We start from the raw sequence: 22629 nt of genomic DNA, 5'->3' as shown, positions 1-22629 counted from the left end.
GACACTCATCCAGTGATTGTAGGGGGGGATTTCAACGGTGCTTGCGCATAAGCCCGGGTGGACTCGCGCAGCACAATGTCGGGTTTGACGATCCGCTGCTCCACCGCCCGCCCGGGTACGGCAATGCGGCGCAACAATAACTGGGCAGCGATCTCGCCCAATTGCAGGATCGACTGCCCGACAGTTGTCAGCGACGGATAGACATAACGGCTCATCTGTACATCATCAAAACCAATCACCGACAACTGCTGGGGTACCCGAATATTGCGCTCGGCCGCCGCTCGCAATACGCCGATGCCCATCATGTCGTTGCAGGCAAAAATGGCCGAGGGCGGGTTGTGCTGCAGCAAGCTGACCGCCGCGTTGTAGCCCCCGACACTGCTGAAGTCACTCTCGACCATCCACTGCCCCTGAGGCGTTATACCCGCCTCCAGCAGCGCACGCCGATACCCGGCCATACGCAACTGCGCGACACGGGTGGCGGCGGGCCCGCCAATGCAGGCAATGGCACGATGCCCCAGATCGAGCAAGTGCCGCGTAGCCAGATAAGCCCCCAGTTCGTGGTCGATGCACACCAGGTCAGCCTCAACCCCCTCAAAGCTGCGATCGACAATCACCATCGGCGTGCGTACGCCGACCAACCCGCTGGCCATCCCCAGGTCGCCTGTGGACGAAGCGACCACCAGCCCGTCCACACGCTTTTCCAGCAGCACCCGCAGGTAATTGCGCTGCTTGACCGGGTCATCATCACAGTTGCACAGGATCACGCAGTAATTGTTGCGCTCACAGTAATCCTCGATACCTCGCGCCAACTCGGCAAAGTACGGGTTCAGGCTATTGGCCACCAGCAGGCCGATGGTCGCTGTGGTCTTGGCCTTGAGCGAGCGTGCTACCGCGCTGGGTACATACTCCAGGTGTGCAATGGCTTGCTCAACCTTCAAGCGCACAGGTTCACTGACAGGGCGGGTTTTATTCAAAACATGAGAAACCGTCGTGTACGAAATGCCTGCCATTGCCGCGACATCTTTAATCGTTGCCATTGCTCAATTCCGTCGCTGTGCGCGTTGACTGCGGTAAGTGTCCAATACCACTGCTATCACAATGACAGCACCGGTAATAATACGCTTGGTGGGTTCCGTCGCGCCGATTTGAGCCAGCCCTGCGGCCAATACTGAAATAATCAGCACACCAAAAAACGTACTGATCACCGAACCGCGCCCGCCCATCAAGCTCGTGCCACCGATCACCACGGCCGCAATCACCTGCAGTTCAAGGCCCGAACCGGCATTGGGGTCTGCCGCCTCGAGGCGGGATATCTGAAACAGCGCTGCCACTCCTGCCAACAACCCCATCAGGCTAAAGACCAAAATCTTGTAGGGCTTTGGATTGATACCGGCCAGGCGCACGGCTTCTTCGTTGGTGCCAATGCCAATCAGATAGCGCCCAAACACCGTGCGCGTCAGCACCGCCTGGGCGATGACAATAATCAGCAACGCAATAATGAACGCGGGCGAGATGCCAAAGGCAACCGGATTGGCAAGCCAGGCGAACGCGTCGCCGATATACGCCGTGCGCGATCCTGTAAGCTGGTAGGCCCCGCCCCGGGCCATTTCCAGCACCCCCAGCGAGACAATAAAAGACGGGATTTTCCAGGCCACCGTGATCGACCCCGTAAGGGTGCCCGCCAGGGCCGCACAGCCCATGCCCAGCAAAGCGGCAGGCAATACACTCCAGCCCCAGCCCAGAATCGCAACACTGACCGCCGACGCTGCCAGGGCCAACACCGAGCCGACCGACAGGTCGATGCCGCCGATGATCAGCACAAAGGTCATGCCGACCGACAACACCATCAAGTCGGGGATCTGGTTGGCCAGCGTGCTGAGCGTGTCATAGGAGAAAAAATGTTCACTCAGGCTGGAAAACAGAATGATCATGGCCAGCAAGGCGCCCGCCAACCCGAGGTAGGTGCCCATTCCGTAGTAGTTATGTGCACTTTTATGCGGCACGCGGGTAGGGTTCATGAGGCTTCCTTTGGCGTGGCTTCAGCAAGCAACGCATCTCGTTTTTGATAACCGGCAAAAGCTGCCGCCAGTAACTGTTCCTGACTCCAGCTGTCACGTTCAAAGGTATCGATCAGCCGGCCCGCAGACAGCACGCCAATGCGGTCACAAATCAGCATCAACTCGCGAAGATCGCTCGACACCACCACCAGCGCCTTGCCCTTGCGCGTCAGCTCGCCCAGCAGCCGGTAAATATCGAACTTGGCGCCAATATCGATACCGCGCGTAGGCTCATCGAACAGCAGAACCGAACAGTCGCGCTCCAGCCAGCGGCCAATGACGACCTTCTGCTGGTTGCCACCGGACAGTTGCGACACCACTTGTTCCGGGCCGCTGCTGCGGATGCCCATGGCGTCTATCTGACGCCGGGCCAATGCGGCCTCCTGCTCCCGGTTGACCAAGCCACTGCTTGAAATCCGATCCATATTGCCCAGGCCGATGTTGGCACTGATCGACTGGGTCAGCAGCAAGCCTTCACCCTTGCGGTCCTCGGTAATCAGTGCGATGCCCTGCCGGACAGCATCTGCCGGCGAATGGATGGTCACTACCTGCACAGGAGTACCCACTGCAACCGTGCCGCTGTCGGCCACATCGGCACCATAGATCAGTCGCAGCAGTTCGGTGCGCCCTGCCCCGATCAGTCCGGAAATCCCGAAAATCTCGCCTTTTCTGACTTTAAACGATACATCTCGTACCTTGTCCGAGCGGCTGATACCACAGACTTCAAGCGCCGTTTCACCCAAGCTACGTTCGCCCAAATCCAGCTGGTCACCCAACTCGCGGCCCACCATCAAGTTGACCAGTTGCTCGCTGTTGTAATCGGCAATGGGCTCGACGCACACCAGGCAACCATCGCGCAGTACGGCAATCCGCTGCGCCACCTGTGCCAGCTCTTCAAGTCGATGGGAGATATACACAATCGCCACGCCACGAGCCTGCAGCCGTTCGATTTGCACAAAAAGCATTTCAACTTCACGGGCGGTGAGCATGGCCGTGGGCTCATCGAGGATAAGCACATGGCAATCGCCGATCAGGTTGCGCGCAATCTCGACCATCTGCTGATGGCCAATGCCCAGCTCCCCGACCAGGGTGTCCGGGTCAATCGCCTCCAGACCCACCTGGCTCATGGCCTCAATGGCCGCTTTGCGCAACTGCTTGCGGCTGATCCAGCCCAGGTGGCCGGGCAATTTGTCCAGAAACAGGTTTTCCGCCACCGTCAGCGTGGGCAGCAGGTTCAGTTCCTGCATGACCATGCGCACACCCAATTGCTCGGCCTGCGCACGACTGCCCGGGGCATAGGCCTGGCCATTGAATTGCATGTGCCCGAGAGTCGGCACCTCCAGGCCACCCATGATCTTCGATAGTGTGCTTTTGCCAGCGCCATTCTCACCCGTCAGGGCCAGAACTTCGCCGCGATGCAACGACAGCTCGATAGCAGCCAGTACCGGCTGCTGAGTGTAGGTTTTACCAATCCCGCTGACCGTGAGGACCACGCTGGCATCAGGAGCAGACATGACATTTCTCCGGGCACCTGCCCGACCGGGCAAGTGCCTGCGACAGCGAGTGGGATTACTTGTTGATGACCAGTTCGACAGGGGTATCGATGACACCGTCCTTGAGGTTTTCAACCGGTTCTTTTTTGACCAGCTTGAGCGCCGTTTCGATGCCATAAACCGCCTGTTTGGCGGCAGCCTGATCGGCCGTTGCCAGCACGCGGCCATCCTTGAGCATGGGTTTTATCGCATCGATGTTGTCATAGCCGACCACTTGCACCTTGCCGACCTTGCCTGCAGCCCGGATAGCCGACACCGCGCCCAGCGCCATGCTGTCATTGCCCGCCAGGATGGCCTTGAGGTTCGGATACTCGCTGAGCATGCCCGCCGCAACCTTGTTGCCACCGTCGATTTCCCAGTTGCCCGACTGCACCGGCACAATCTTCATCCCGGCAGCGTTCATTGCATCCGTGAAACCCGCTGTGCGCATTTGCGCATTGGTCGTGGTCGATACACCCTCGATGATCCCGACCTCATCACCGGCCTTGAGCCTGGTGGCCAGGTACTCGCCGACCTCACGAGCCCCCTGCCTGTTGTTGGGCCCGACAAAGGGTACTTCGAGCCCTTTGCTTTTCAGCACCTGGGGGTCGAGCTGGTTGTCGATATTGACCACCACAATGCCACGGTCACTGGCCTTTTTGATGGCCGACACCAGCGCCTTGGAGTCTGCGGGCGCAATCACCAGCGCATCGACCTTGGCGATGATCATCTGATTGATGATGTCGATCTGGCCCGCAGTGTCCGTTTCATTTTTGATCCCGTTGGAAATCAGGTCGAAACTGGCGGCATTGGCCTTTTGATAATCCTCGCCACCCTTTTGCATGGTGACAAAGAACTCGTTTGCCAAGGACTTCATGACCAGGCCGACTTTGGGTTTTTGTGGCGTATCGGCATTGGCGACAGGGAGGGTAAGGGATGCCGCAGCCAGCATGGCGACAGCAAGAAGGCGTCCAGCAAATGGCAGCTTCATGGGGGCAACTCCGATCTTATGATTATTGTGAGCAACGTCCTGCTCGCACACGCCTGAGCGCCAAAAGCTGGGTGACTGGCATCAGGTCCTGCCTGACTGCCAGAAATACAGACTCAAGAAAACGGCGCAAACGTTTGCTAGGCCCTCACTATGGAAAGCCACCTGTTATTTGTCAATGTGAAAAAAAACGCGATCAGACACATCGATATTCGACTCTCCGAACAAAAAAAACGCTTCTGTTCGGAAAACCGTCCGGTTTCTTTTCCAGAAAGCGGATCGTGGAAATAAAGACCCATAAATCAATACGTTGTGTGCGCCCCGAGAAACTTCGCTTAGTGGCACAAATAGTGCTTTCCAGTCTCTATGCATGGTCAATAAATGGCACATGCCGAGCAAAGTGTGCAGTCATCGGCATACTCACTAATAAGAGAAAAAACAATGAAAAATGCTGTTTTGAAAACTTTTGTTCCGGGCGCACTGGCCCTGCTGCTGGCACTGCCGACCGCTCAAGCGCAAGAGGCTGTCACCAAGCCCAACGTCATCATCCTCGCCACTGGCGGCACTATCGCCGGTGCAGGTGCCAGCGCTGCCAACAGCGCCACTTACACGGCCGCTAAAGTCGGTATCGACAAATTGATCGCCGGCGTCCCCGAACTAAGCCAACTGGCCAATGTGCGTGGCGAGCAAGTGATGCAAATTGCATCCGAGAGCATCACTAACGAAAACCTGCTGCAATTGGGCCGCCGGGTCGCCGAACTGGCTGACAGCAACGACGTTGATGGCATCGTTATCACCCACGGTACCGACACCCTCGAAGAAACCGCCTATTTCCTGAACCTGGTCGAAAAAACCGACAAGCCCATCGTGGTGGTCGGCTCCATGCGTCCGGGCACCGCCATGTCGGCTGACGGCATGCTGAACCTGTACAACGCCGTTGCCGTTGCCGGCAGCAAAGATGCGCGCGGCAAAGGCGTGCTGGTCACCATGAACGACGAAATCCAGTCGGGCCGTGATGTCAGCAAAATGATCAACATCAAGACCGAAGCCTTCAAAAGCCCGTGGGGTCCGCTGGGCATGGTCGTTGAAGGCAAGTCCTACTGGTTCCGCTTGCCAGCCAAGCGCCACACCATGGACTCCGAGTTCGACATCAAGAACATCAAGAGCCTGCCAAACGTTGGCATCGCCTACTCCTACGGCAATGTGGACGACACCGCCTATAAAGCGCTGGCCCAATCCGGTGCCAAAGCCATCATCCACGCGGGTACCGGCAACGGTTCAGTGTCCTCCAGCGTGGTGCCGACCTTGCAAGCCCTGCGTAAGGATGGCGTACAAATCATTCGTTCTTCCCACGTAAACAGCGGCGGTTTCGTACTGCGTAACGCAGAACAGCCTGACGACAAAAACGACTGGGTTGTTGCCCATGACCTGAACCCGCAGAAAGCCCGCATCCTGGCCATGGTCGCCCTGACCAAGACCCAGGACAGCAAAGAGCTGCAGCGCATCTTCTGGGAATACTGAGTGCTTGCTTGACGCCTTGGCGCGCTGAATAAGCAAGGCCGCCTCCCCTATGGGAGGCGGCCTTTTTATTGGTCGGACAAAAGCTGCGGCACAACCGGCAGTTGCACCAAACAGTTGCCAAATGTGGCGCAGTTAAATACTGTATGCGTATACAGCACACCAAGGATTGCATCATGGCTAAAAAAGCAGCAAAAGAGCCGACTCCGCCAAGCCCCTATGAAATTTTCGGCACACGTATACAAAAAATCATCAGCTCGCCAAAAGCTCAAAAAGACAAAATGGCGGTGCTTGAGCGACTCGAAGGCGATAACCCTGAGTTCTGGGAACGCCTGCTGGAAGAAATTTCTGAAAACGATAACGTCACTGTCGCCCACCGCGATGATGGCGGCGTGAATGTTTTCTGGACCGTGCTTGAGGAAGACTGAGTCAATGAGGGTTTGTTTACTGGTACTGCTCGGTCTTTTCACCGTTTCAAGCGCACAGGCCGCGGCCCCGAACACCTTCAGCGAAGCCAAGAAGGTTGCCTGGAAGCTCTACGCGCCGCAGTCCACCGAGTTCTACTGCGGTTGCAAATACACCGGCAACCGCGTCGATCTGAAAGCCTGCGGTTATATCCCGCGCAAAAATGCCAACCGTGCCGCACGCATCGAGTGGGAACATATCGTTCCCGCCTGGCAGATCGGCCATCAGCGCCAATGCTGGCAAAGTGGCGGGCGAAAAAACTGCACCCGCAATGACCCGGTGTTCAAAGTTGCTGAAGCCGACTTGCACAACCTGGTACCCAGCATCGGCGAGGTCAACGGGGACCGCAGCAATTTCAGTTTTGGCTGGTTGCCCGAGCAAAAAGGCCAATATGGTTCGTGCCTGACACAAGTCGATTTCAAATCCAAAAAGGTCATGCCCCGCCCCTCCATTCGCGGGATGATCGCGCGCACCTACTTTTACATGAGCAAGCAATACAACTTGCGTCTGTCCAGGCAGGACCGCCAGCTTTACGAAGCCTGGAACAAAACCTACCCGGTTCAAGCCTGGGAGCGCCAGCGCAATCAGGCGGTGGCCTGCGTGATGGGCCGTGGCAACGAATTCGTCGGCCCGGTCAACCTCAAAGCCTGCAGTTAAAATCCCCCCTGCCTGCACCCGCCTTGAGCCCTGGTTAAAACTGCGGTTCAAGGTGCTGTCCCTGCCCTTCGACGTTCGCTTTCGGCCAATCATTGTCCGACTGGATTCAGAGGGCGAATATTGCCGAACCGACAATGCTGAGCTATTACTTTCGGCATGATCAAACAGGTTCGATTCAATAAAAAACAACGGGTGGTAGACGAACTCGTCCACCGTATCGAAAGCGGGCTTCTGGCAGACGGTCACCTGCTGCCGGAAGCAGACCAATTGGCTCAAGAACTGCGTGTCAGCCACAGTACGTTGCGAGCAGCACTGGCCGAACTGGAAAAGCGAAAATACATTGCCAAACGCACCGAGGGCGGCGCCATCGTCACCTACGACGGTATTACGCTCGACCAAAACAACGGCTGGACACAGGCCCTGGCCAACACCGGCGCCCGTATCCACACCGAGCTGCTGCGACTCGAGGCCATAGAGCGTGCGGACCTCCTGCATCGTTTCGGCTTGAGCCAGTTCGTGATCCTTGAGCGCCGCCGTCGCCGCGATGATGGCACTGCGATTTCTCTGGAACGCTCGTTCGTGCCCGCAACAGGTGGCCTGGAAGGCCTGCCACGTATAGGGCTGATTGACGACTCGCTCACCATTACGCTGGCGGCCTACGGCTTTGTCGGTGATCGTGGCGACCAATGGATTGGCGCCGAGCCGCTCGATGAAGAAGACGCACTATTGCTCGGCCGCCCCGCCGGCACGGTTTTTCTCAAAGCCCTGCGCACCACCTACGACCGCCAAGGACGCTTTATGGAAATGGTCGAGAGCTGGCTGGATCCTGTGCACTTTCGCATGTACCACTCATTTGGCACGCCAACATGACGCAGCCGGATCTCGCCCTTGGCGCACTGTACGGCCTGGCCCTGGGTGATGCGCTGGGCATGCCGACCCAATCGTTCAGTCGCGGACAGATCCAGGCCCGCTTCGGGCGCATTACAACCCTTGAGAATGCCCCGGCCGATCAACCCATAGCGCCAAATATGCCCGCGGGCTCAATCACCGACGATACCGAGCAGGCAATACTGGTCGGCCAACTGCTGGTTGAAGGCAAAGGCAATATTGACCCCCACCAGCTTGCCCGGCGCCTGATCAGTTGGGAGTCCGGCATGCGGGCCAAGGGTTCCCAGGACCTTCTGGGGCCATCAACCAAGCGCGCAATCGAGATGATCCTCGCTGGCCACAGCCCCACTGAATCGGGCCGCTACGGCACCACCAACGGCGCGGCCATGCGCATTGCTCCGGTAGGTATCGCCAGCGATATCAACCAGCCGGAACGCTTCATCCATTGTGTGGTTCAGGCGTGCCAGGTGACGCACAACACCAGCCTGGGGATTGCCAGCGCAGCCGCAGTGGCCGCCGTCATCTCCAGTGGCATAAACGGTAAAAAACTTGAGCACGCCCTCAATGCTGGCACTGAAATGGCCTTTATCGCCGAACACCAGGGTCACTGGGTTGCCGGGGGCCGCATCGGCCCGCGTATTCGCTGGGCCAGGCAGGCCAGCAGCGAGTGCAACCCCGACAATTTTGGCGACCTGCTCTATGACGTGATTGGCACTTCGGTCGCCTCCCAGGAGTCCGTAGTAGTCGCCTTTGCCCTTGCCCAACGCGTGGCCAGCGCAGGGCTGAACCGTTTCGATGCCCTGTGCATGGCCGCCAGCATCGGTGGCGACACCGACACCATTGCCGCCATCCTCGGCGCCATGCTTGGTGCCTGTGGAGGAATGCAACAGTGGCCCGCGACACTGATCGAACAGATCACAAGGGTCAACGACCTGCATCTGCAGCCTCTGGCACGCGATCTGTTAGCCCTGCGCCTTGCGTAAAAAACCTGCCATGGACAGCAACACGACGGGCCTGGCACAAAGTCAGCGCCACACACAGCCTGCGACAACGATAACAAGCGCATCAGGAGCCATACGCCATGACTTCCCCTGACCCCGGGCACAGTGCCGGGCAACTGGAAACACGCGGCATCGAGCCGGTTCCCGAAAACGAGTGCAACGGCAACCCCGGGCAGCTGTTCTGGGTATGGTTTGCTGCCAATATCAGCATCCTCGGCCTGCCACTGGGCGCCACGCTGGTGGCCTTCCATCAACTGGCCATCTGGCAGGTGGTCATCGTCGCCTTGATCGGGGCTGGCGGCTCGTTCGCCCTGGTCGGCGTCATCTCCATCGCCGGTCGACGGGGCCGAGCACCAAGCCTGACCCTATCGCGAGCTATATTCGGCGTACGGGGCAATATAGGTCCTACGCTGGTTTCACTGATTTCCCGTGTCGGCTGGGAAACCGTAAACACCACCACCGCGGCATTTGTGCTGCTGGCCTTGTCTTCAATCCTGTTCAATACCCCCACCGAAGCCAAAAGCGCACCGGTGCTCACCCTGGTGTTTATCGCCCTCTTCACCCTGCTGACCCTTGCGGTTTCAGGCCTGGGCCACGCCACGCTGCTGCTGATCCAGAAGTGGGCAACTTATGTGTTCGGCGCGCTCAACCTGCTGGTCGGCGGTTTTCTCTGCGCCACCATCGACTGGCCAGGCGTCTTCAGCGCCAGCCCGGCACCCGTCAGCGCCGTGATTATCGGGATTGGCATCATGGCCGCGGGCACCGGTATCGGTTGGGCCAACGCCGGGGCTGACATGTCGCGCTACCAAAAATCCAGCGTCAGCGCCGCGCAACTGGTGGCCAGCGCAGCCTGGGGCGCAGGGATTCCACTGGTTCTGCTGATTACTCTGGGGGGGTTGCTGACGGTCGGCAACCACGCGCTGGCATCCGCAACCGACCCCATTGCAGCAATCCGCAGCCTGCTGCCCTCCTGGATGGCGGTTCCCTACCTGGTCAGCGCCTTTGGCGGCCTGTTGCTGTCCAATCATCTGTCCGTCTATTCGGCCGGTCTCACTACCCTGACCCTGGGTGTAAGGATCAAGCGGGTGCAGGCCGTCGTCGTGGATATCGTGGCGATTTTCTGTGGTTCGATTTACTTCATGCTATTTGCCGACAGCTTTTACGGCCCTTTCATCACTTTTATTTCACTCACTGCCATCCCGATTACCGCCTGGGTAGCGATTTTTGTCGTCGACCTGCTGCACCGTCACTGCTACAGCGCCAACGACTTGCTCAACGTCAGCCCCAGCAGCGCCTACTGGTACAGCGGCGGCATCGAATGGCGGGCCTTGAGTGCCTGGGCCGTGGCCCTGCTGCTAGGGTTATGCTTTACCCGGGTTGGCAGCAACGATGCCGACTGGTTTACCGGCCCGCTCGCCGATTCCTGGCTGGGCCACAACGGCCTCGGCTGGGTCGTGACTTTCATCGTGGCTGGCGGCCTGTATGCGCTGCTGGGCGGCGCCAGAGACCGCCGCCTGCCAGCACAGGACAGCGCCCATGCCTAGATTGCTGCACACAGGCCAGGTGATCATCGATCTGGCCATGAGCCTGGACACACTGCCCGCCTCCGGCGGCGACGCGCTGGCCCACAGCGCCAGCTTTCACGCCGGTGGCGGGTTCAACGTAATGGCCGCTGCCCAGCGCAACGGCCTGCAGAGTGTGTACCTGGGGCGTCATGGTCAGGGACAGTTCGGTGACATGGCTCGCCAGGCCATGCACGCCGAGGGCATACACATGACCCTGCCAGTAGACCCGCATAAAGACACCGGGCTGTGCGTCGCACTCACCGAAGCCAGCGCCGAGCGTACTTTTATTTCCTGCATTGGTGCCGAAGGCGGGTTGTCTGCCCACGACCTCGCGCACGTCAGCGTGCAGCCCGACGACCATCTCTATGTCAGCGGTTACAGCCTGCTCCATGTCGGCAAGGCGAGGCCGCTTTTGCAGTGGATACAGGGCCTGGCGCAGAGTGTCCAGGTGACCTTCGATCCCGGCCCGTTACTGACCGATATTGACCCGCAACTGCTCGACGCCCTGCTCCCGCGCCTGAACCTGTGGACCGGCAACACTGCCGAAGCGCTGAGTTTTACCCATGCCCCCACACTGACCGACGCCCTGCCTGCCCTGAGCGCACGCCTGCCCACACACTGCCTTGCGGTTGTGCGCGACGGCCCGCAAGGCTGCTGGATCAGTGACCGCCACGGTCAGCAACACATCGCCGGGTTCAAGGTGCAGTGCATCGACAGCAATGGTGCCGGGGATGCTCATACAGGCGTGCTGATTGCCGCATTGGCGGCCGGGCATCCCGCACCGCAAGCGGCGCAACGGGCCAATGCAGCAGCGGCAATCGCCGTGACCCGTCGGGGGCCTGCCACAGCGCCGGGCGCTGGCGAAATTGATCGTTTATTGGGCGAAAATGGTTTTCATTGATCGAAAAAGAATTCCCCTACATGCAAATACGACTATAGGCCTGCCCACAACAGGACTAAAGACTGTAAAAAACATCTGCAAAAACATGATGAAACGTTAGAAAATATTCAAAATACTGTTTTAACCCTAACCAGGCTCACGGAATGCAACTCCAGCGCCCGATAACTCTTCTAGAGGTCGGGCCATTTGTGCGTGTTTGCAGGGCTGCGTTTCTCCTGAATTGTGAAGATACTCTTGAAACTCATCATTATTGCTGTCTACGTCTTGTCCATCGCCTATGTCCACCTGCGGGGCAAGGTTCGCCATAAGCTCGGGCGTCAACTGACCGATCACTCCTCCTTCCTGGCTCCGATCAACTGCTTTTTGTATCTGTTTTCCAAAGTGCCCGGCCAGCCCTACCTCAAACCTGCCGATTTCCCGGAACTGCAACCCTTGCAGGATCACTGGCAGGAAATCCGTGAAGAAGCGCGAAACCTGATGCAGGCGGGCGAGATCAAGCGTTCCGAGCAACCCAACGATGTCGGCTTCAACTCGTTTTTCAAAAGTGGCTGGAAGCGCTTTTACCTGAAGTGGTATGGCGACAACCACCCTTCGGCGGTCGAACTGTGCCCGCGCACCATTGAGCTGCTCAACAGCATCGGTACGGTCAAGGCCGCCATGTTTGCCGAATTGCCCCCTGGCTCCAAACTGGTGCGTCACCGCGACCCCTACGCCGGATCGCTGCGTTTTCACCTGGGCCTGGACACCCCGAATGATCCAGGCTGCTATATCAACGTTGACGGCCAGAACTACGCCTGGCGTGACGGCGAGGCGGTGATGTTTGACGAAACCTTTATCCATTACGCCGAAAACACTACCGATAAAAATCGCATCATCCTGTTCTGCGATGTCGAGCGTCCGATGCAGTATCGCTGGGCCAGTGCCTTCAATCAGTGGTTCAGCCGCACAGTGATGGCATCCGCCAGTTCGCCTAACGATGCCAGTGACAAAACCGGCGCCCTGAACCGCGCATTTACCCGGTTATACAAGATTCGCCTGCGCGGCAAAGAGCTGAAAAAGCGCAATCGCACGCGTTACTACGTAGAAAAATGGTTGGTGTTCGGCGGGTTGCTGGGTGTGTTTTTGTTGGTCTAGCCTTGTAGCCGCTACGAGGCACGAAGCTGCGAAGGGCTGCGTAGCGGGCCCGCACTTTTAAACTCCTGTGGCCCTTAATGCAGCCTCGCACCTCGTCAGCCGCTACACCACCAGCGGCGGCAAGGTGCCCAGCAATGACACGGCGGCGACTGCCGCCAAGCCAAACAGCCATTCCAATGCAACGCTTCTGCGCAACAGGGTGAAGCGGCCCGCACGACTCATCAGCAGATTGAACAGCGCCAGCAGCAACATCACCCCCACCAGGGTCACCTTGATCAACAGAATCAGGGCGAAGCCTTCAAACAAAGGTGAAGGCCAGAGCGCACCGGTCAGCACGCGGGTATTGATCAGCCCGGTAAGAATAATCCCGGCGACCAACATAAACCCCAGATTGCTGAAGCGCTGCAACACAGCGCCCACGTCCTGACCGACAGGCCGCACAAGGATAAGCTGCAACCCCAACAGACCACCGATCCAGGCCCCCACACACGCCAGATGCACCCACTGGTTAAGCATCAGCAATTGCCCACGCCAGCCATCCAGCATCGCGCCGTGACCCACCGGAGCCAACGTGCCCAACAACAGAAAACCCAGCAACCAGATAAGGTTAAATCCGCTACGGGCATACAAGGCGAGCAACAACAGCACGCAAAACAGCAGATGAAAAGCCCACACCTGGCCGAAAAAGGTACTGCCCAACACCAGCCACAACGTCGCCGGGGCCAGGGTTTCAGGCCAGCTTCCTGCCATCGAGTGGGTGGTCAACAGTAACCAGGCAAGGCCGCTGGCCAGCGCCACCCAGGCAAGCACCCGATTGACCTTAAGCAATTGGCCATCAATGTCGAAGGATGGCCATGCCCCGCGCAACAGAGGCCTGAATGCACAGGCTCCGAAGATCAGCAACACCACACTGAAATGCACAAACCGGCAGATCACCATTGCACTGAGCATCAACTCAGTTGCTCACCGTAAAGCTGTAATCGCCGGCACTTTTGTGGGTATCGACAGACACGGCGTTCCATTTGACGTTATAGGTACCCGCCGGCAACGGCTGTGCCGGTGTCACAATCAGGGTTTTCTTGTTGCCGGGTTCGGTCTTGATGCTGCTCACCGGCACCGGCGCCTGGTCATGGCTGATCACAACCTGGGTAAACGCCTGCTCCACGCCTTCACTGAACACCAGGCGCAGTTCGTTGACGCTGTTCACCGTGCTGTCGGCGGCGGGGGTCGCCTGCTCCAGATGGGCATGGGCAAACGCAGCCCCGGCCCCGGTCATCAGTGTCAGTAACGCAGCCGTATTAAGAACTTTCTTCAAAAAAGCAGCAGCCATTGCACAGTACCTTGAGAGTGAATTACACGGTCATAATACTCGCCTAAACTGATTTGAAGGGCGAGCGCAGACAACACAAACACAACGTCTCCCCCGCAAGGATTCCGGTATGCCCACCCGCCTCAGCTTTATTTGTCATGCCCGCACAGAAGCCCAGCGTCTGGGCCGCTTTGCACTGGATGAGGCGGCTGACCCGAAAGGCCTGCTGTTGGCCGCCGAATTGAGTGCCAGGCTGAAGAAGCCGGTACGCATACTCTGTGCGCCCGAAACCCGCACATTGCAAACCGCCCTGGCACTGGGTGGTGAGATTGAAATCGTGCCCGCCCTGGGCGATTACGATATCGGCGACTGGCAGGGCCAGCGCCTGTCAGACCTGCAACAAAGCATGCCCCAAGCGCTAGCCAACTGGATCAGCAACCCCGATGCCGCGCCCCATGGCGGCGAGTCGATACAGGCCCTGTGCCTGCGGGTCAGCGCCTGGCTCGACGAGTTTCGCGAAGAGGGTCATTTTGCCGTGGTGACTCATCCTTTTGTGATCCGCGCTGCCATATTGCACGCCCTGGCAGCGAGCACTGCCTCCTTCAACCTGATTGACGTAGAGCCACTGGCGGTGGTCGACCTGCGCTTCAACGAGCGCTGGCGCTTGCGGGTGTAATTCACTCCTCCAGCGTCAGCCCGCCGGGAGGCAATGGCAGCGCAGTTTTGTAGCGCACCTGTTTGAGGGCGAAGCTGGAGCGGATATTGGCCACCCCGGGCACCTTGGTCAAAAAGTCCATCATGAAACGCTCCAGCGCCTGAATGCTGGGCACCAGCACCCGGATCAGGTAATCCGGGTCGCCGGCCATCAAGTAGCACTCCATGACTTCATGGCGATCGGATATCGCCGCTTCAAAATGCTGCAGGGCTTCCTCGACCTGTTTTTCCAGGCTCACATGGATAAACACATTGACATGCAGCCCCAGCATATCGGCGTCAAGCAGGGTCACCTGCTCGCGGATCAGGCCGCGCTCTTCCATGGCCTTGACCCGGTTGAAACAGGGCGTCGGCGACAGGTTGACCGAACGCGCAAGGTCCGCATTGGTGATGCGCGCATTCTGCTGAAGGCTATTGAGAATCCCGATATCAGTTCGATCTAGCTTGCGCATGAGACAAAAGCACCTGTTTTTTATGTTTATGCAGAATTCTTATCCTTAAACGCTGCAAAGCACAATGAACTACAGAGAAATATTCTTCGGCGTCAGGAATATGATTGTTGTAGGACAAGATCTTGGTTTTTATCAGACGGATCTTCGACAGTACTACCTAGCTCCCGCGCCTATAAACACGACAAGATCGAGCGTAGAGAAAGCCATGAATGAATATGCACCGCTGCGCCTGCACGTTCCCGAACCGTCCGGCCGCCCAGGCTGCAAGACCGACTTCAGCTACCTGCGCCTGACCGATGCCGGTCTGGTGCGCAAACCCCCGATCGATGTGGAACCTGCCGACACCGCAGACCTGGCCAGAGGCCTGATCCGTGTGCTCGACGACAAGGGCCAGGCCCTTGGCCCGTGGGCCGAAGGCGTATCGAGCGAAGTGTTGCGCGAAGGCATGCGCGCCATGCTCAAGACGCGCATTTTCGACACCCGCATGGTGGTCGCCCAGCGTCAGAAAAAAATGTCGTTCTATATGCAAAGCCTGGGCGAAGAAGCCATCGGCAGCGCCCAGGCCCTGGCCTTGAACATCGACGACATGTGCTTCCCCACCTACCGCCAGCAAAGCATCCTGATGGCTCGTGATGTGCCGCTGGTCGACCTGATCTGCCAATTGCTCTCCAACGAACGCGACCCGCTTAAGGGTCGGCAATTGCCGATCATGTACTCGGTGCGCGACTACGGCTTTTTCAGTATTTCCGGCAACCTCGCCACCCAATTCGTACAGGCGGTTGGTTGGGGCATGGCCTCGGCCATCAAGGGCGACACCAAAATCGCCTCGGCCTGGATCGGTGACGGCGCCACCGCCGAATCGGACTTCCACACTGCCCTCACCTTTGCCCACGTTTACCGCGCCCCGGTGATCCTCAACGTGGTCAACAACCAATGGGCCATTTCGACCTTCCAGGCCATTGCCGGTGGCGAGTCCACCACCTTTGCCGGACGCGGCGTGGGCTGCGGTATTGCTTCGCTGCGGGTCGACGGCAACGACTTTATCGCCGTTTACGCCGCCTCGGCCTGGGCCGCAGAGCGCGCGCGCCGCAACCTGGGGCCGACCCTGATCGAATGGGTCACTTATCGTGCTGGCCCGCACTCCACCTCCGACGACCCGTCCAAGTATCGTCCGGCCGATGACTGGAGCCACTTCCCGCTGGGCGATCCGATTCTTCGCCTCAAGCAGCACCTGATTGCCACCGGCAACTGGTCGGAAGAAGAGCACGCAGCTGTCAGTGCCGAGCTGGAAGCGGAAATCATTGGCGCGCAAAAGGAAGCCGAGCGTTTCGGCACCCTGGCAGGTGGGCAGATCCCCAGTGCCGCGAGCATGTTCGAAGACGTGTACAAGGAAATGCCCGAGCATTTGCGCCGGCAACGCCAGGAATTGGGGTTATAACCAGATGAACGACAACAATAAAATTCAGATGGAGAACGCCGTGAGTACCAGCACCATGACGATGATCCAGGCCCTGCGCTCGGCCATGGATGTGATGCTCGAGCGCGACGATAACGTGGTGGTGTTTGGCCAGGACGTGGGCTACTTCGGCGGTGTGTTCCGCTGCACCGAAGGCCTGCAGGCCAAGTACGGCAGTTCGCGGGTGTTCGACGCACCGATCTCGGAAAGTGGCATCGTCGGTACCGCCGTGGGCATGGGCGCCTATGGCCTGCGCCCGGTGGCCGAAATCCAGTTTGCCGACTATTTCTACCCGGCGTCCGACCAGATTGTTTCTGAAGCGGCGCGCCTGCGTTACCGTTCTGCCGGCGAGTTTATCGCGCCAATGACCATCCGCATGCCCTGCGGCGGCGGGATTTACGGTGGCCAGACCCACAGCCAGAGCCCCGAGGCCATGTTTACCCAGGTCTGCGGCCTGCGTACCGTGATGCCATCCAACCCCTACGACGCCAAGGGCCTGCTGATTGCCGCCATCGAGAACGATGACCCGGTGATCTTCCTCGAGCCAAAACGCCTGTACAACGGCCCGTTCGACGGCCACCACGACCGTCCGGTAACCCCCTGGATGAAGCACCCGGCCAGCGCCGTGCCCGACGGTTACTACACCGTCCCGCTGGACTGCGCCGCCATTGTGCGGCCCGGTACTGAAGTCACCATCCTGACCTACGGCACCACCGTTTATGTGGCCCAGGCCGCCGCCGAAGAAACCGGCATCGACGCTGAAGTCATCGACTTGCGCAGCCTCTGGCCGCTGGACCTGGACGCCATTGTCACCTCTGTAAAAAAGACCCGCCGTTGCGTTGTTGTTCACGAAGCCACCCGTACCTGCGGGTTTGGCGCCGAGCTGATCGCACTGGTTCAAGAGCACTGCTTCCACTACCTGGAAGCGCCGATCGAGCGCGTAACCGGCTGGGATACCCCCTATCCCCATGCCCAGGAGTGGGCCTATTTCCCCGGCCCGGCGCGAGTGGGTGCTGCACTACAACGGGTTATGGAGGTCTGAATGGGTACGCACGTTATCAAGATGCCGGACATTGGCGAAGGCATTGCGCAAGTAGAACTGGTGGAATGGTTTGTCAAAGTCGGTGACATGGTCAGCGAAGACCAGGTGGTCGCCGATGTGATGACCGACAAGGCCACGGTAGACATCCCCTCCCCCGTGGCCGGCAGGGTCCTGGCCCTGGGTGGCCAGCCTGGCGAAGTCATGGCCGTGGGCAGCGAACTGATCCGCATCGAAGTCGAAGGCGCCGGCAACCTGCGTGAAAGTGCGCAAGCTGGCCCTGCAGCGGAACCTGTGGTCGCCGTAGTAAAAGCCGCCCCTCAAGCTCGGGTAGAAGTGGCCGTGGTGGCCGCCCCACCGATCAAGGCAGCGCCGGCACAACGATCGGCGCCTGTGGCCCGTGAAGCCAACGAGCGCCCGCTGGCCTCCCCGGCCGTGCGCAAGCGCGCCTGGGATAGCGGTATCGAGTTGCGCTTTGTGGTTGGCAGCGGCCCGGCGGGCCGTGTCCTGCATGACGACCTGGATGCGTACCTGGCTCGCGACACCGAAACCAGCGTGGCACCTGCCAGCGGTTACGCCCTGCGCAACGACGAGCAACAGATCCCGGTGATCGGCCTGCGCCGCAAGATCGCCCAACGCATGCAGGACGCCAAGCGCCGTGCCGCACACTTCAGCTATGTCGAGGAAGTGGACGTCACCGCCCTGGAAGAACTGCGTGCCCAGCTCAACCAAAAATGGGGGGACAGCCGCGGCAAACTGACCCTGTTGCCGTTTCTGCTGCGGGCCATGGTCGTGGCCTTGCGCGACTTCCCGCAGATCAACGTGCGCTACGACGACGAAGCGCAAATCATCACCCGCTTTGGCGCCGCCCATATCGGCGTCGCCGCACAAAGCGACGGTGGTTTGATGGTGCCTGTGGTGCGCCATGCCGAGACCCTCAACCTGTGGGGCGCCGCCGATGAAATCGCCCGCCTGGCCAACGCCGTACGCACCGGCAAGGCTACCCGCGAGGAACTCACCGGCTCGACCATCACCCTGACCAGCCTGGGAGCCTTGGGCGGGATTGTCAGCACACCGGTGGTCAACCTGCCCGAAGTGGCGATCATTGGCGTCAACCGCATCGTCGAGCGCCCGGTGGTGGTCAAAGGCCAGATCGTGGTGCGCAAAATGATGAACCTCTCCAGCTCCTTCGACCATCGTGTGGTCGACGGCATGGACGCGGCGCAATTTATCCAGGCCATGCGTGGCTTGCTCGAACAACCTGCCACCCTGTTTGTGGAGTGAACATGCAGCCAACCCAACACACCACGCTGCTGATTATCGGCGGCGGCCCCGGCGGCTATGTGGCGGCGATCCGCGCTGGCCAGCTGGGCATCCCGACGGTCCTGATCGAAGGCCAGTCGCTGGGCGGTACCTGCCTGAACGTCGGCTGCATCCCGTCCAAGGCCCTGATCCACGTTGCCGAACAGTTCCATGCCACCCAGCGCTACAGCACCGGTACTTCACCGCTGGGGATCAAGACCCAGGCCCCGACCCTGGACATCGGCCAGAGCGTGCAATGGAAAAACACCATTGTTGATCGTCTGACCAGCGGCGTCGGCGCTCTGCTGAAAAAGAACAACGTCAAGGTCATTCACGGCTGGGCCAAAATCCTCGACGGCAAGGCGGTTGAAGTCGGCGGCCAGCGCATCGAATGCGAACATCTGTTGCTGGCCACCGGCTCGCAAACGGTCGACCTGCCGATCCTGCCCATTGGCGGGGCGATCATTTCGTCCACCGAAGCCCTGCAGCCCACCACCATTCCCCGGCGCCTGACCGTGGTTGGCGCTGGCTATATCGGCCTGGAACTGGGGATCGCCTACCGCAAGCTGGGGGCCGAAGTCACGGTGGTTGAAGCTCGTGACCGTATCCTGCCAACTTACGACAAGGACCTGACCTTGCCCGTGGCAGAATCCCTCAAGGCACTGGGGATTACCCTGTATCTGGAGCACAGCGTCGAAGGTTTCCAGGCCAGCAGCAAAACCCTGTCGATGCGTGACCGCATGGGCCAGAGCCAGACCCTGGAAACCGATCAGGTGCTGGTGGCGGTGGGTCGTCGGCCGCGTACACAAGGCTTCAACCTTGAAGCGCTGGCGCTGACCATGAACGGCCCGGCGATTCGCGTCGACAACCGTTGCCACACCAGCATGCGCAATGTCTGGGCGATTGGTGACCTGACCGGCGAGCCGATGCTGGCTCACCGGGCCATGGCCCAGGGCGAGATGGTTGCTGAAATCATTGCCGGCAAACAGCGTGAGTTCAGCCCTGCGGCGATTGCGGCGGTGTGTTTTACCGATCCCGAAATCGTCGTGGTGGGCAAAACCCCGGTTGAGGCGCAAGAGGCCGGTCTGGACTGCATCAGCGCCAGCTTTCCGTTCTCTGCCAACGGCCGGGCCATGACCCTGGAAGCCAAAACCGGCTTTGTGCGGGTTGTGGCGCGCCGGGACAATCACCTGATTGTCGGTTGGCAAGCCGTGGGGGTCGGTGTTTCGGAGTTGTCGACGGCCTTTGCCCAGTCATTGGAAATGGGCGCCTGCCTGGAAGACATCGCCGGCACCATCCACGCGCACCCGACCCTGGGCGAAGCCGTCCAGGAAGCCGCGTTGCGTGCGCTGGGGCATGCGTTGCACCTGTAATCCCCCCCTTACTGTGGGAGCGGGCTTGCTCGCGATGCAGGCGACGCGGTTTATCTGATAGACCGAGTGGCTGCTATCGCGAGCAAGCCCGCTCCCACAGCAAGTCAGGCCTTGCGCAATCCAACACTGGGCGTAATGGCTCAACACCAGTAGAATCGCGCTCTTTTTTCCAGGGCGCTCGCCATGACCTCTCTTAAAACCCCGCACGAAGCCGAGTCCCAAACCAGCGAGCTGGTCTTAGGTCTTGAAGACCGTCCCAAGCCGTGGATCGCCTTTCTGGCCGCCCTGCAGCACCTGCTGGCCATTATTGTGCCGATCGTCACCCCCGGCCTGCTGATCTGCCAGGCCCTGGGTGTGTCCAGCCGTGATACCAACCTGATTGTCTCCATGTCGCTGGTGATCTCCGGTATCGCTACCTTTGTTCAGTGCAAACGCTTTGGCCCCTTTGGCGCCGGGCTGCTGATCGTCCAGGGCACCAGTTTCAACTTTGTCGGCCCGCTGATTGCCGGCGGCGCACTGATGGTCAAGCAAGGCACGCCGGTTGAAGGCGTGATGGCGGCGATCTTTGGCGTGGTGATTGCCGGCTCGTTTGTCGAAATGGGTATCTCGCGCATCCTGCCTTTTGTAAAACGCATGATCACCCCGCTGGTCACCGGCATCGTGGTACTGATGATCGGCCTGACCCTGATCAAGGTCGGCCTGATCAGCATGGGCGGCGGCTTCACGGCCATGGGCAACGGTACGTTCGCCAACGGCGAAAACCTGATGCTCTCGGGTGTGGTGCTGGCCATTATCGTGATCCTTAACCGCATCCCGCTGGTGTGGATGCGCAGTTGCGCCATTGTTATCGCCCTGGCCGTGGGCTATGCCCTGGCAGGCTACCTGGGCCGCCTGGACTTCACCGGCATGCACCAGGCCGAGCTGTTCCAGGTGCCAATGCCTTTGCATTTCGGCTTGGGGTTTTCCTGGGCGCTGTTTATTCCCATGCTGGTGATCTACCTGGTCACGTCGCTGGAAGCCATTGGTGACGTCACAGCCACCAGCAAAGTGTCGCGCCAGCCGGTTGAAGGCCCGGTGTGGATGCAGCGCATCAAGGGCGGTGTGCTGGTCAACGGCGCCAACTCGTTTCTGGCGGGTATCTTCAACACCTTCCCGAGTTCGGTGTTTGCCCAGAACAACGGTGTCATCCAGCTCACCGGTATCGCCAGCCGCCATATCGGTGTGTGGATTGCCGGCATGCTGATCCTGCTGGGCCTGTTCCCCAGCGTTGCCGGTGCGATTCAGGCAGTGCCTGAGCCGGTACTGGGCGGTGCGGCCATGGTGATGTTCGGCGCCGTTGCCGCATCGGGCATCAATATTCTGGCCAGCATTACCCTGGACCGCCGCGCCCTGCTGATCATTGCCGTGTCCCTGGCGCTGGGCCTGGGCGTATCGCAAGTGCCTGAGTTCCTGGCGCATATGCCTGCAGCTCTGCGTAACGTACTGGAGTCAGGTGTGGCTACAGGCGGTATCTGTGCCCTGCTGTTGAACTGGTTCCTGCCGGAAACAGAGAAAAAACCGACGTTGTAAGCGACGCAGCCAGGCAGGAGTGCCTTTTGCCCTCCTGCTTGTGCTTACAAAAACGGGTCGTTATTCACCGCCCATCTTTCCCAATTTCTTCATTTGGCCTACTATTTTTCAAACCCTTTATGCCTGACATAGGCGATGTTTATGAACACATACGGTGAGCGACTCAAACATGAGCGTTTGCGCCTGAAACTGACACAGGCACAACTGGCGGATGCGGGGGGTATAGGGCGCCACGCACAAAGCTACTATGAACGCGATATCACCTTGCCCCGCGCCGACTATCTGGCGGCCATTACTCTGCTCGGTATTGATGTGGTGTTCATCATCACTGGCAAGCACACCCTGCCTGTTTACGAGGAAATCAGTTGTGACCGAACCCGGCACCCGGCATCAAAAAGCACTTGATCGCTTTCTCAGTGACCACCCTGAACTGGTCGTGGCGCTTGAGACATTGAACCCATTGGCCGCCCGCGCTATCGGCCAATCGATAAAGGAATATCGCCAGGAACGCTTGAACGAAGCCTTTGAGGCCGAGGCTGAGCGTCTGGGTTTTTTCGCCTGGGAGCTGACCCTGCAATTGACCAGCGCAAGCCCGCAAGAATTCGAGGCCCAGCGCCTTGAAGTGCATCGCGAAGTGGCGCAAATGGCCGGCATGGAATGGGTTGAATACTGCGAACTGCATGGCCCGCTCCGTAGCAGTTGACGA

23 protein-coding genes are annotated in these 22629 nt (G+C 59.4%); 16 read left to right on the top strand and 7 right to left on the bottom strand.

The window, feature by feature from the left end; translation table 11 throughout:
• Nucleotides 1-5: 5 nt before the first annotated feature.
• From HBN79_RS08465 to HBN79_RS08450, 4 genes are read right to left on the bottom strand one after another with little or no spacing between them, the layout of a single operon-like run.
• Nucleotides 6-1040: a LacI family DNA-binding transcriptional regulator gene (locus HBN79_RS08465; RefSeq protein ID WP_095023609.1), complete on the bottom strand. Its 1035-nt coding sequence runs from the start codon at nt 1038-1040 to the stop codon at nt 6-8.
• A 3-nt stretch (nt 1041-1043) separates the two neighbouring features.
• Nucleotides 1044-2021, bottom strand: a complete 978-nt coding sequence (locus tag HBN79_RS08460; protein WP_095001981.1) for an ABC transporter permease — start codon at nt 2019-2021, stop codon at nt 1044-1046.
• Nucleotides 2018-3574 (bottom strand): sugar ABC transporter ATP-binding protein, encoded by a 1557-nt coding sequence (locus tag HBN79_RS08455; protein ID WP_095018574.1) that lies wholly within the window; start codon nt 3572-3574, stop codon nt 2018-2020. The genes HBN79_RS08460 and HBN79_RS08455 overlap by 4 nt, the downstream gene beginning before the upstream one ends.
• 55 nt (nt 3575-3629) lie before the next feature.
• Nucleotides 3630-4583: a sugar ABC transporter substrate-binding protein gene (locus HBN79_RS08450; protein WP_095001983.1), complete on the bottom strand. Its 954-nt coding sequence runs from the start codon at nt 4581-4583 to the stop codon at nt 3630-3632.
• Nucleotides 4584-5021: 438 nt separating this feature from the next.
• Here HBN79_RS08450 and HBN79_RS08445 point away from each other — a divergent pair, with 438 nt between their 5' ends.
• The 8 genes from HBN79_RS08445 to lpxO all read left to right on the top strand — a co-directional run bounded on the left by HBN79_RS08445 (nt 5022) and on the right by lpxO (nt 12709).
• Complete coding sequence (locus tag HBN79_RS08445; protein WP_095001984.1) at nt 5022-6101, top strand: asparaginase; 1080 nt, start codon at nt 5022-5024, stop codon at nt 6099-6101.
• Between the two features lie 173 nt (nt 6102-6274).
• A complete protein-coding gene (locus HBN79_RS08440; protein ID WP_095001985.1) occupies nt 6275-6526 on the top strand; it encodes a DUF1654 domain-containing protein in 252 nt (83 codons plus the stop codon).
• Between the two features lie 4 nt (nt 6527-6530).
• Entirely contained in the window at nt 6531-7220 is a 690-nt protein-coding gene (locus HBN79_RS08435; RefSeq protein WP_095001986.1) for an endonuclease I family protein, read from the top strand.
• 156 nt (nt 7221-7376) lie between these two features.
• Nucleotides 7377-8090 (top strand): GntR family transcriptional regulator, encoded by a 714-nt coding sequence (locus HBN79_RS08430; protein ID WP_095018572.1) that lies wholly within the window; start codon nt 7377-7379, stop codon nt 8088-8090.
• A complete protein-coding gene (locus HBN79_RS08425; protein ID WP_095001988.1) occupies nt 8087-9091 on the top strand; it encodes an ADP-ribosylglycohydrolase family protein in 1005 nt (334 codons plus the stop codon). The genes HBN79_RS08430 and HBN79_RS08425 overlap by 4 nt, the downstream gene beginning before the upstream one ends.
• Nucleotides 9092-9189: 98 nt before the next feature.
• Nucleotides 9190-10653: a cytosine permease gene (locus HBN79_RS08420; protein WP_095001989.1), complete on the top strand. Its 1464-nt coding sequence runs from the start codon at nt 9190-9192 to the stop codon at nt 10651-10653.
• Entirely contained in the window at nt 10646-11575 is a 930-nt protein-coding gene (locus tag HBN79_RS08415; protein WP_095018570.1) for a PfkB family carbohydrate kinase, read from the top strand. Before HBN79_RS08420 ends, HBN79_RS08415 begins: the two co-directional genes overlap by 8 nt.
• A 234-nt stretch (nt 11576-11809) precedes the next feature.
• The gene (gene lpxO, locus HBN79_RS08410) at nt 11810-12709 is read left to right on the top strand and encodes a lipid A hydroxylase LpxO (RefSeq protein WP_095001991.1); all 900 of its coding nucleotides are present in this window, start codon (nt 11810-11812) and stop codon (nt 12707-12709) included.
• 102 nt (nt 12710-12811) lie between these two features.
• Here the strand turns inward: lpxO and copD are convergent, their stop codons facing one another.
• Both copD and copC read right to left on the bottom strand, forming a co-directional pair.
• Entirely contained in the window at nt 12812-13660 is an 849-nt protein-coding gene (gene copD, locus HBN79_RS08405) for a copper homeostasis membrane protein CopD (protein ID WP_095018569.1), read from the bottom strand.
• Nucleotides 13661-13664: 4 nt separating this feature from the next.
• Entirely contained in the window at nt 13665-14039 is a 375-nt protein-coding gene (gene copC / locus HBN79_RS08400; RefSeq protein ID WP_095001993.1) for a copper homeostasis periplasmic binding protein CopC, read from the bottom strand.
• A gap of 109 nt (nt 14040-14148) precedes the next feature.
• Between copC and HBN79_RS08395 the strand changes: the two genes are divergently transcribed.
• The gene (locus HBN79_RS08395; RefSeq protein WP_095001994.1) at nt 14149-14694 is read left to right on the top strand and encodes a histidine phosphatase family protein; all 546 of its coding nucleotides are present in this window, start codon (nt 14149-14151) and stop codon (nt 14692-14694) included.
• 1 nt (nt 14695) lies between these two features.
• Here HBN79_RS08395 and bkdR read toward each other — a convergent pair whose 3' ends face one another.
• Nucleotides 14696-15184, bottom strand: coding sequence for a Bkd operon transcriptional regulator BkdR (gene bkdR, locus HBN79_RS08390; RefSeq protein WP_016781430.1), 489 nt, complete (start codon nt 15182-15184; stop codon nt 14696-14698).
• 205 nt (nt 15185-15389) lie between these two features.
• Between bkdR and HBN79_RS08385 the strand changes: the two genes are divergently transcribed.
• The 7 genes from HBN79_RS08385 to HBN79_RS08355 all read left to right on the top strand — a co-directional run bounded on the left by HBN79_RS08385 (nt 15390) and on the right by HBN79_RS08355 (nt 22626).
• Nucleotides 15390-16622, top strand: coding sequence for a 3-methyl-2-oxobutanoate dehydrogenase (2-methylpropanoyl-transferring) subunit alpha (locus tag HBN79_RS08385; RefSeq protein ID WP_169916544.1), 1233 nt, complete (start codon nt 15390-15392; stop codon nt 16620-16622).
• Between the two features lie 4 nt (nt 16623-16626).
• Entirely contained in the window at nt 16627-17682 is a 1056-nt protein-coding gene (locus tag HBN79_RS08380; protein WP_016781432.1) for an alpha-ketoacid dehydrogenase subunit beta, read from the top strand.
• A complete protein-coding gene (locus tag HBN79_RS08375; protein ID WP_169916543.1) occupies nt 17683-18963 on the top strand; it encodes a dihydrolipoamide acetyltransferase family protein in 1281 nt (426 codons plus the stop codon).
• A 2-nt stretch (nt 18964-18965) separates the two neighbouring features.
• The gene (gene lpdA / locus HBN79_RS08370; protein ID WP_095001997.1) at nt 18966-20354 is read left to right on the top strand and encodes a dihydrolipoyl dehydrogenase; all 1389 of its coding nucleotides are present in this window, start codon (nt 18966-18968) and stop codon (nt 20352-20354) included.
• Nucleotides 20355-20537: 183 nt separating this feature from the next.
• Nucleotides 20538-21923 (top strand): uracil-xanthine permease family protein, encoded by a 1386-nt coding sequence (locus HBN79_RS08365; RefSeq protein ID WP_153328380.1) that lies wholly within the window; start codon nt 20538-20540, stop codon nt 21921-21923.
• A 141-nt stretch (nt 21924-22064) separates the two neighbouring features.
• On the top strand, nt 22065-22328 hold the full coding sequence (locus tag HBN79_RS08360) for a helix-turn-helix transcriptional regulator (protein WP_095018565.1): 264 nt from the start codon (nt 22065-22067) through the stop codon (nt 22326-22328).
• Entirely contained in the window at nt 22291-22626 is a 336-nt protein-coding gene (locus HBN79_RS08355) for a DUF6388 family protein (protein ID WP_095002000.1), read from the top strand. The genes HBN79_RS08360 and HBN79_RS08355 overlap by 38 nt, the downstream gene beginning before the upstream one ends.
• Nucleotides 22627-22629: the final 3 nt, after the last annotated feature.

The sequence above is a fragment of the Pseudomonas sp. WS 5051 genome (assembly GCF_012985715.1).
In the GTDB taxonomy this organism is placed as follows: domain Bacteria; phylum Pseudomonadota; class Gammaproteobacteria; order Pseudomonadales; family Pseudomonadaceae; genus Aquipseudomonas; species Aquipseudomonas bubulae.
This window is presented reverse-complemented; position numbering and strand designations above follow the sequence as displayed.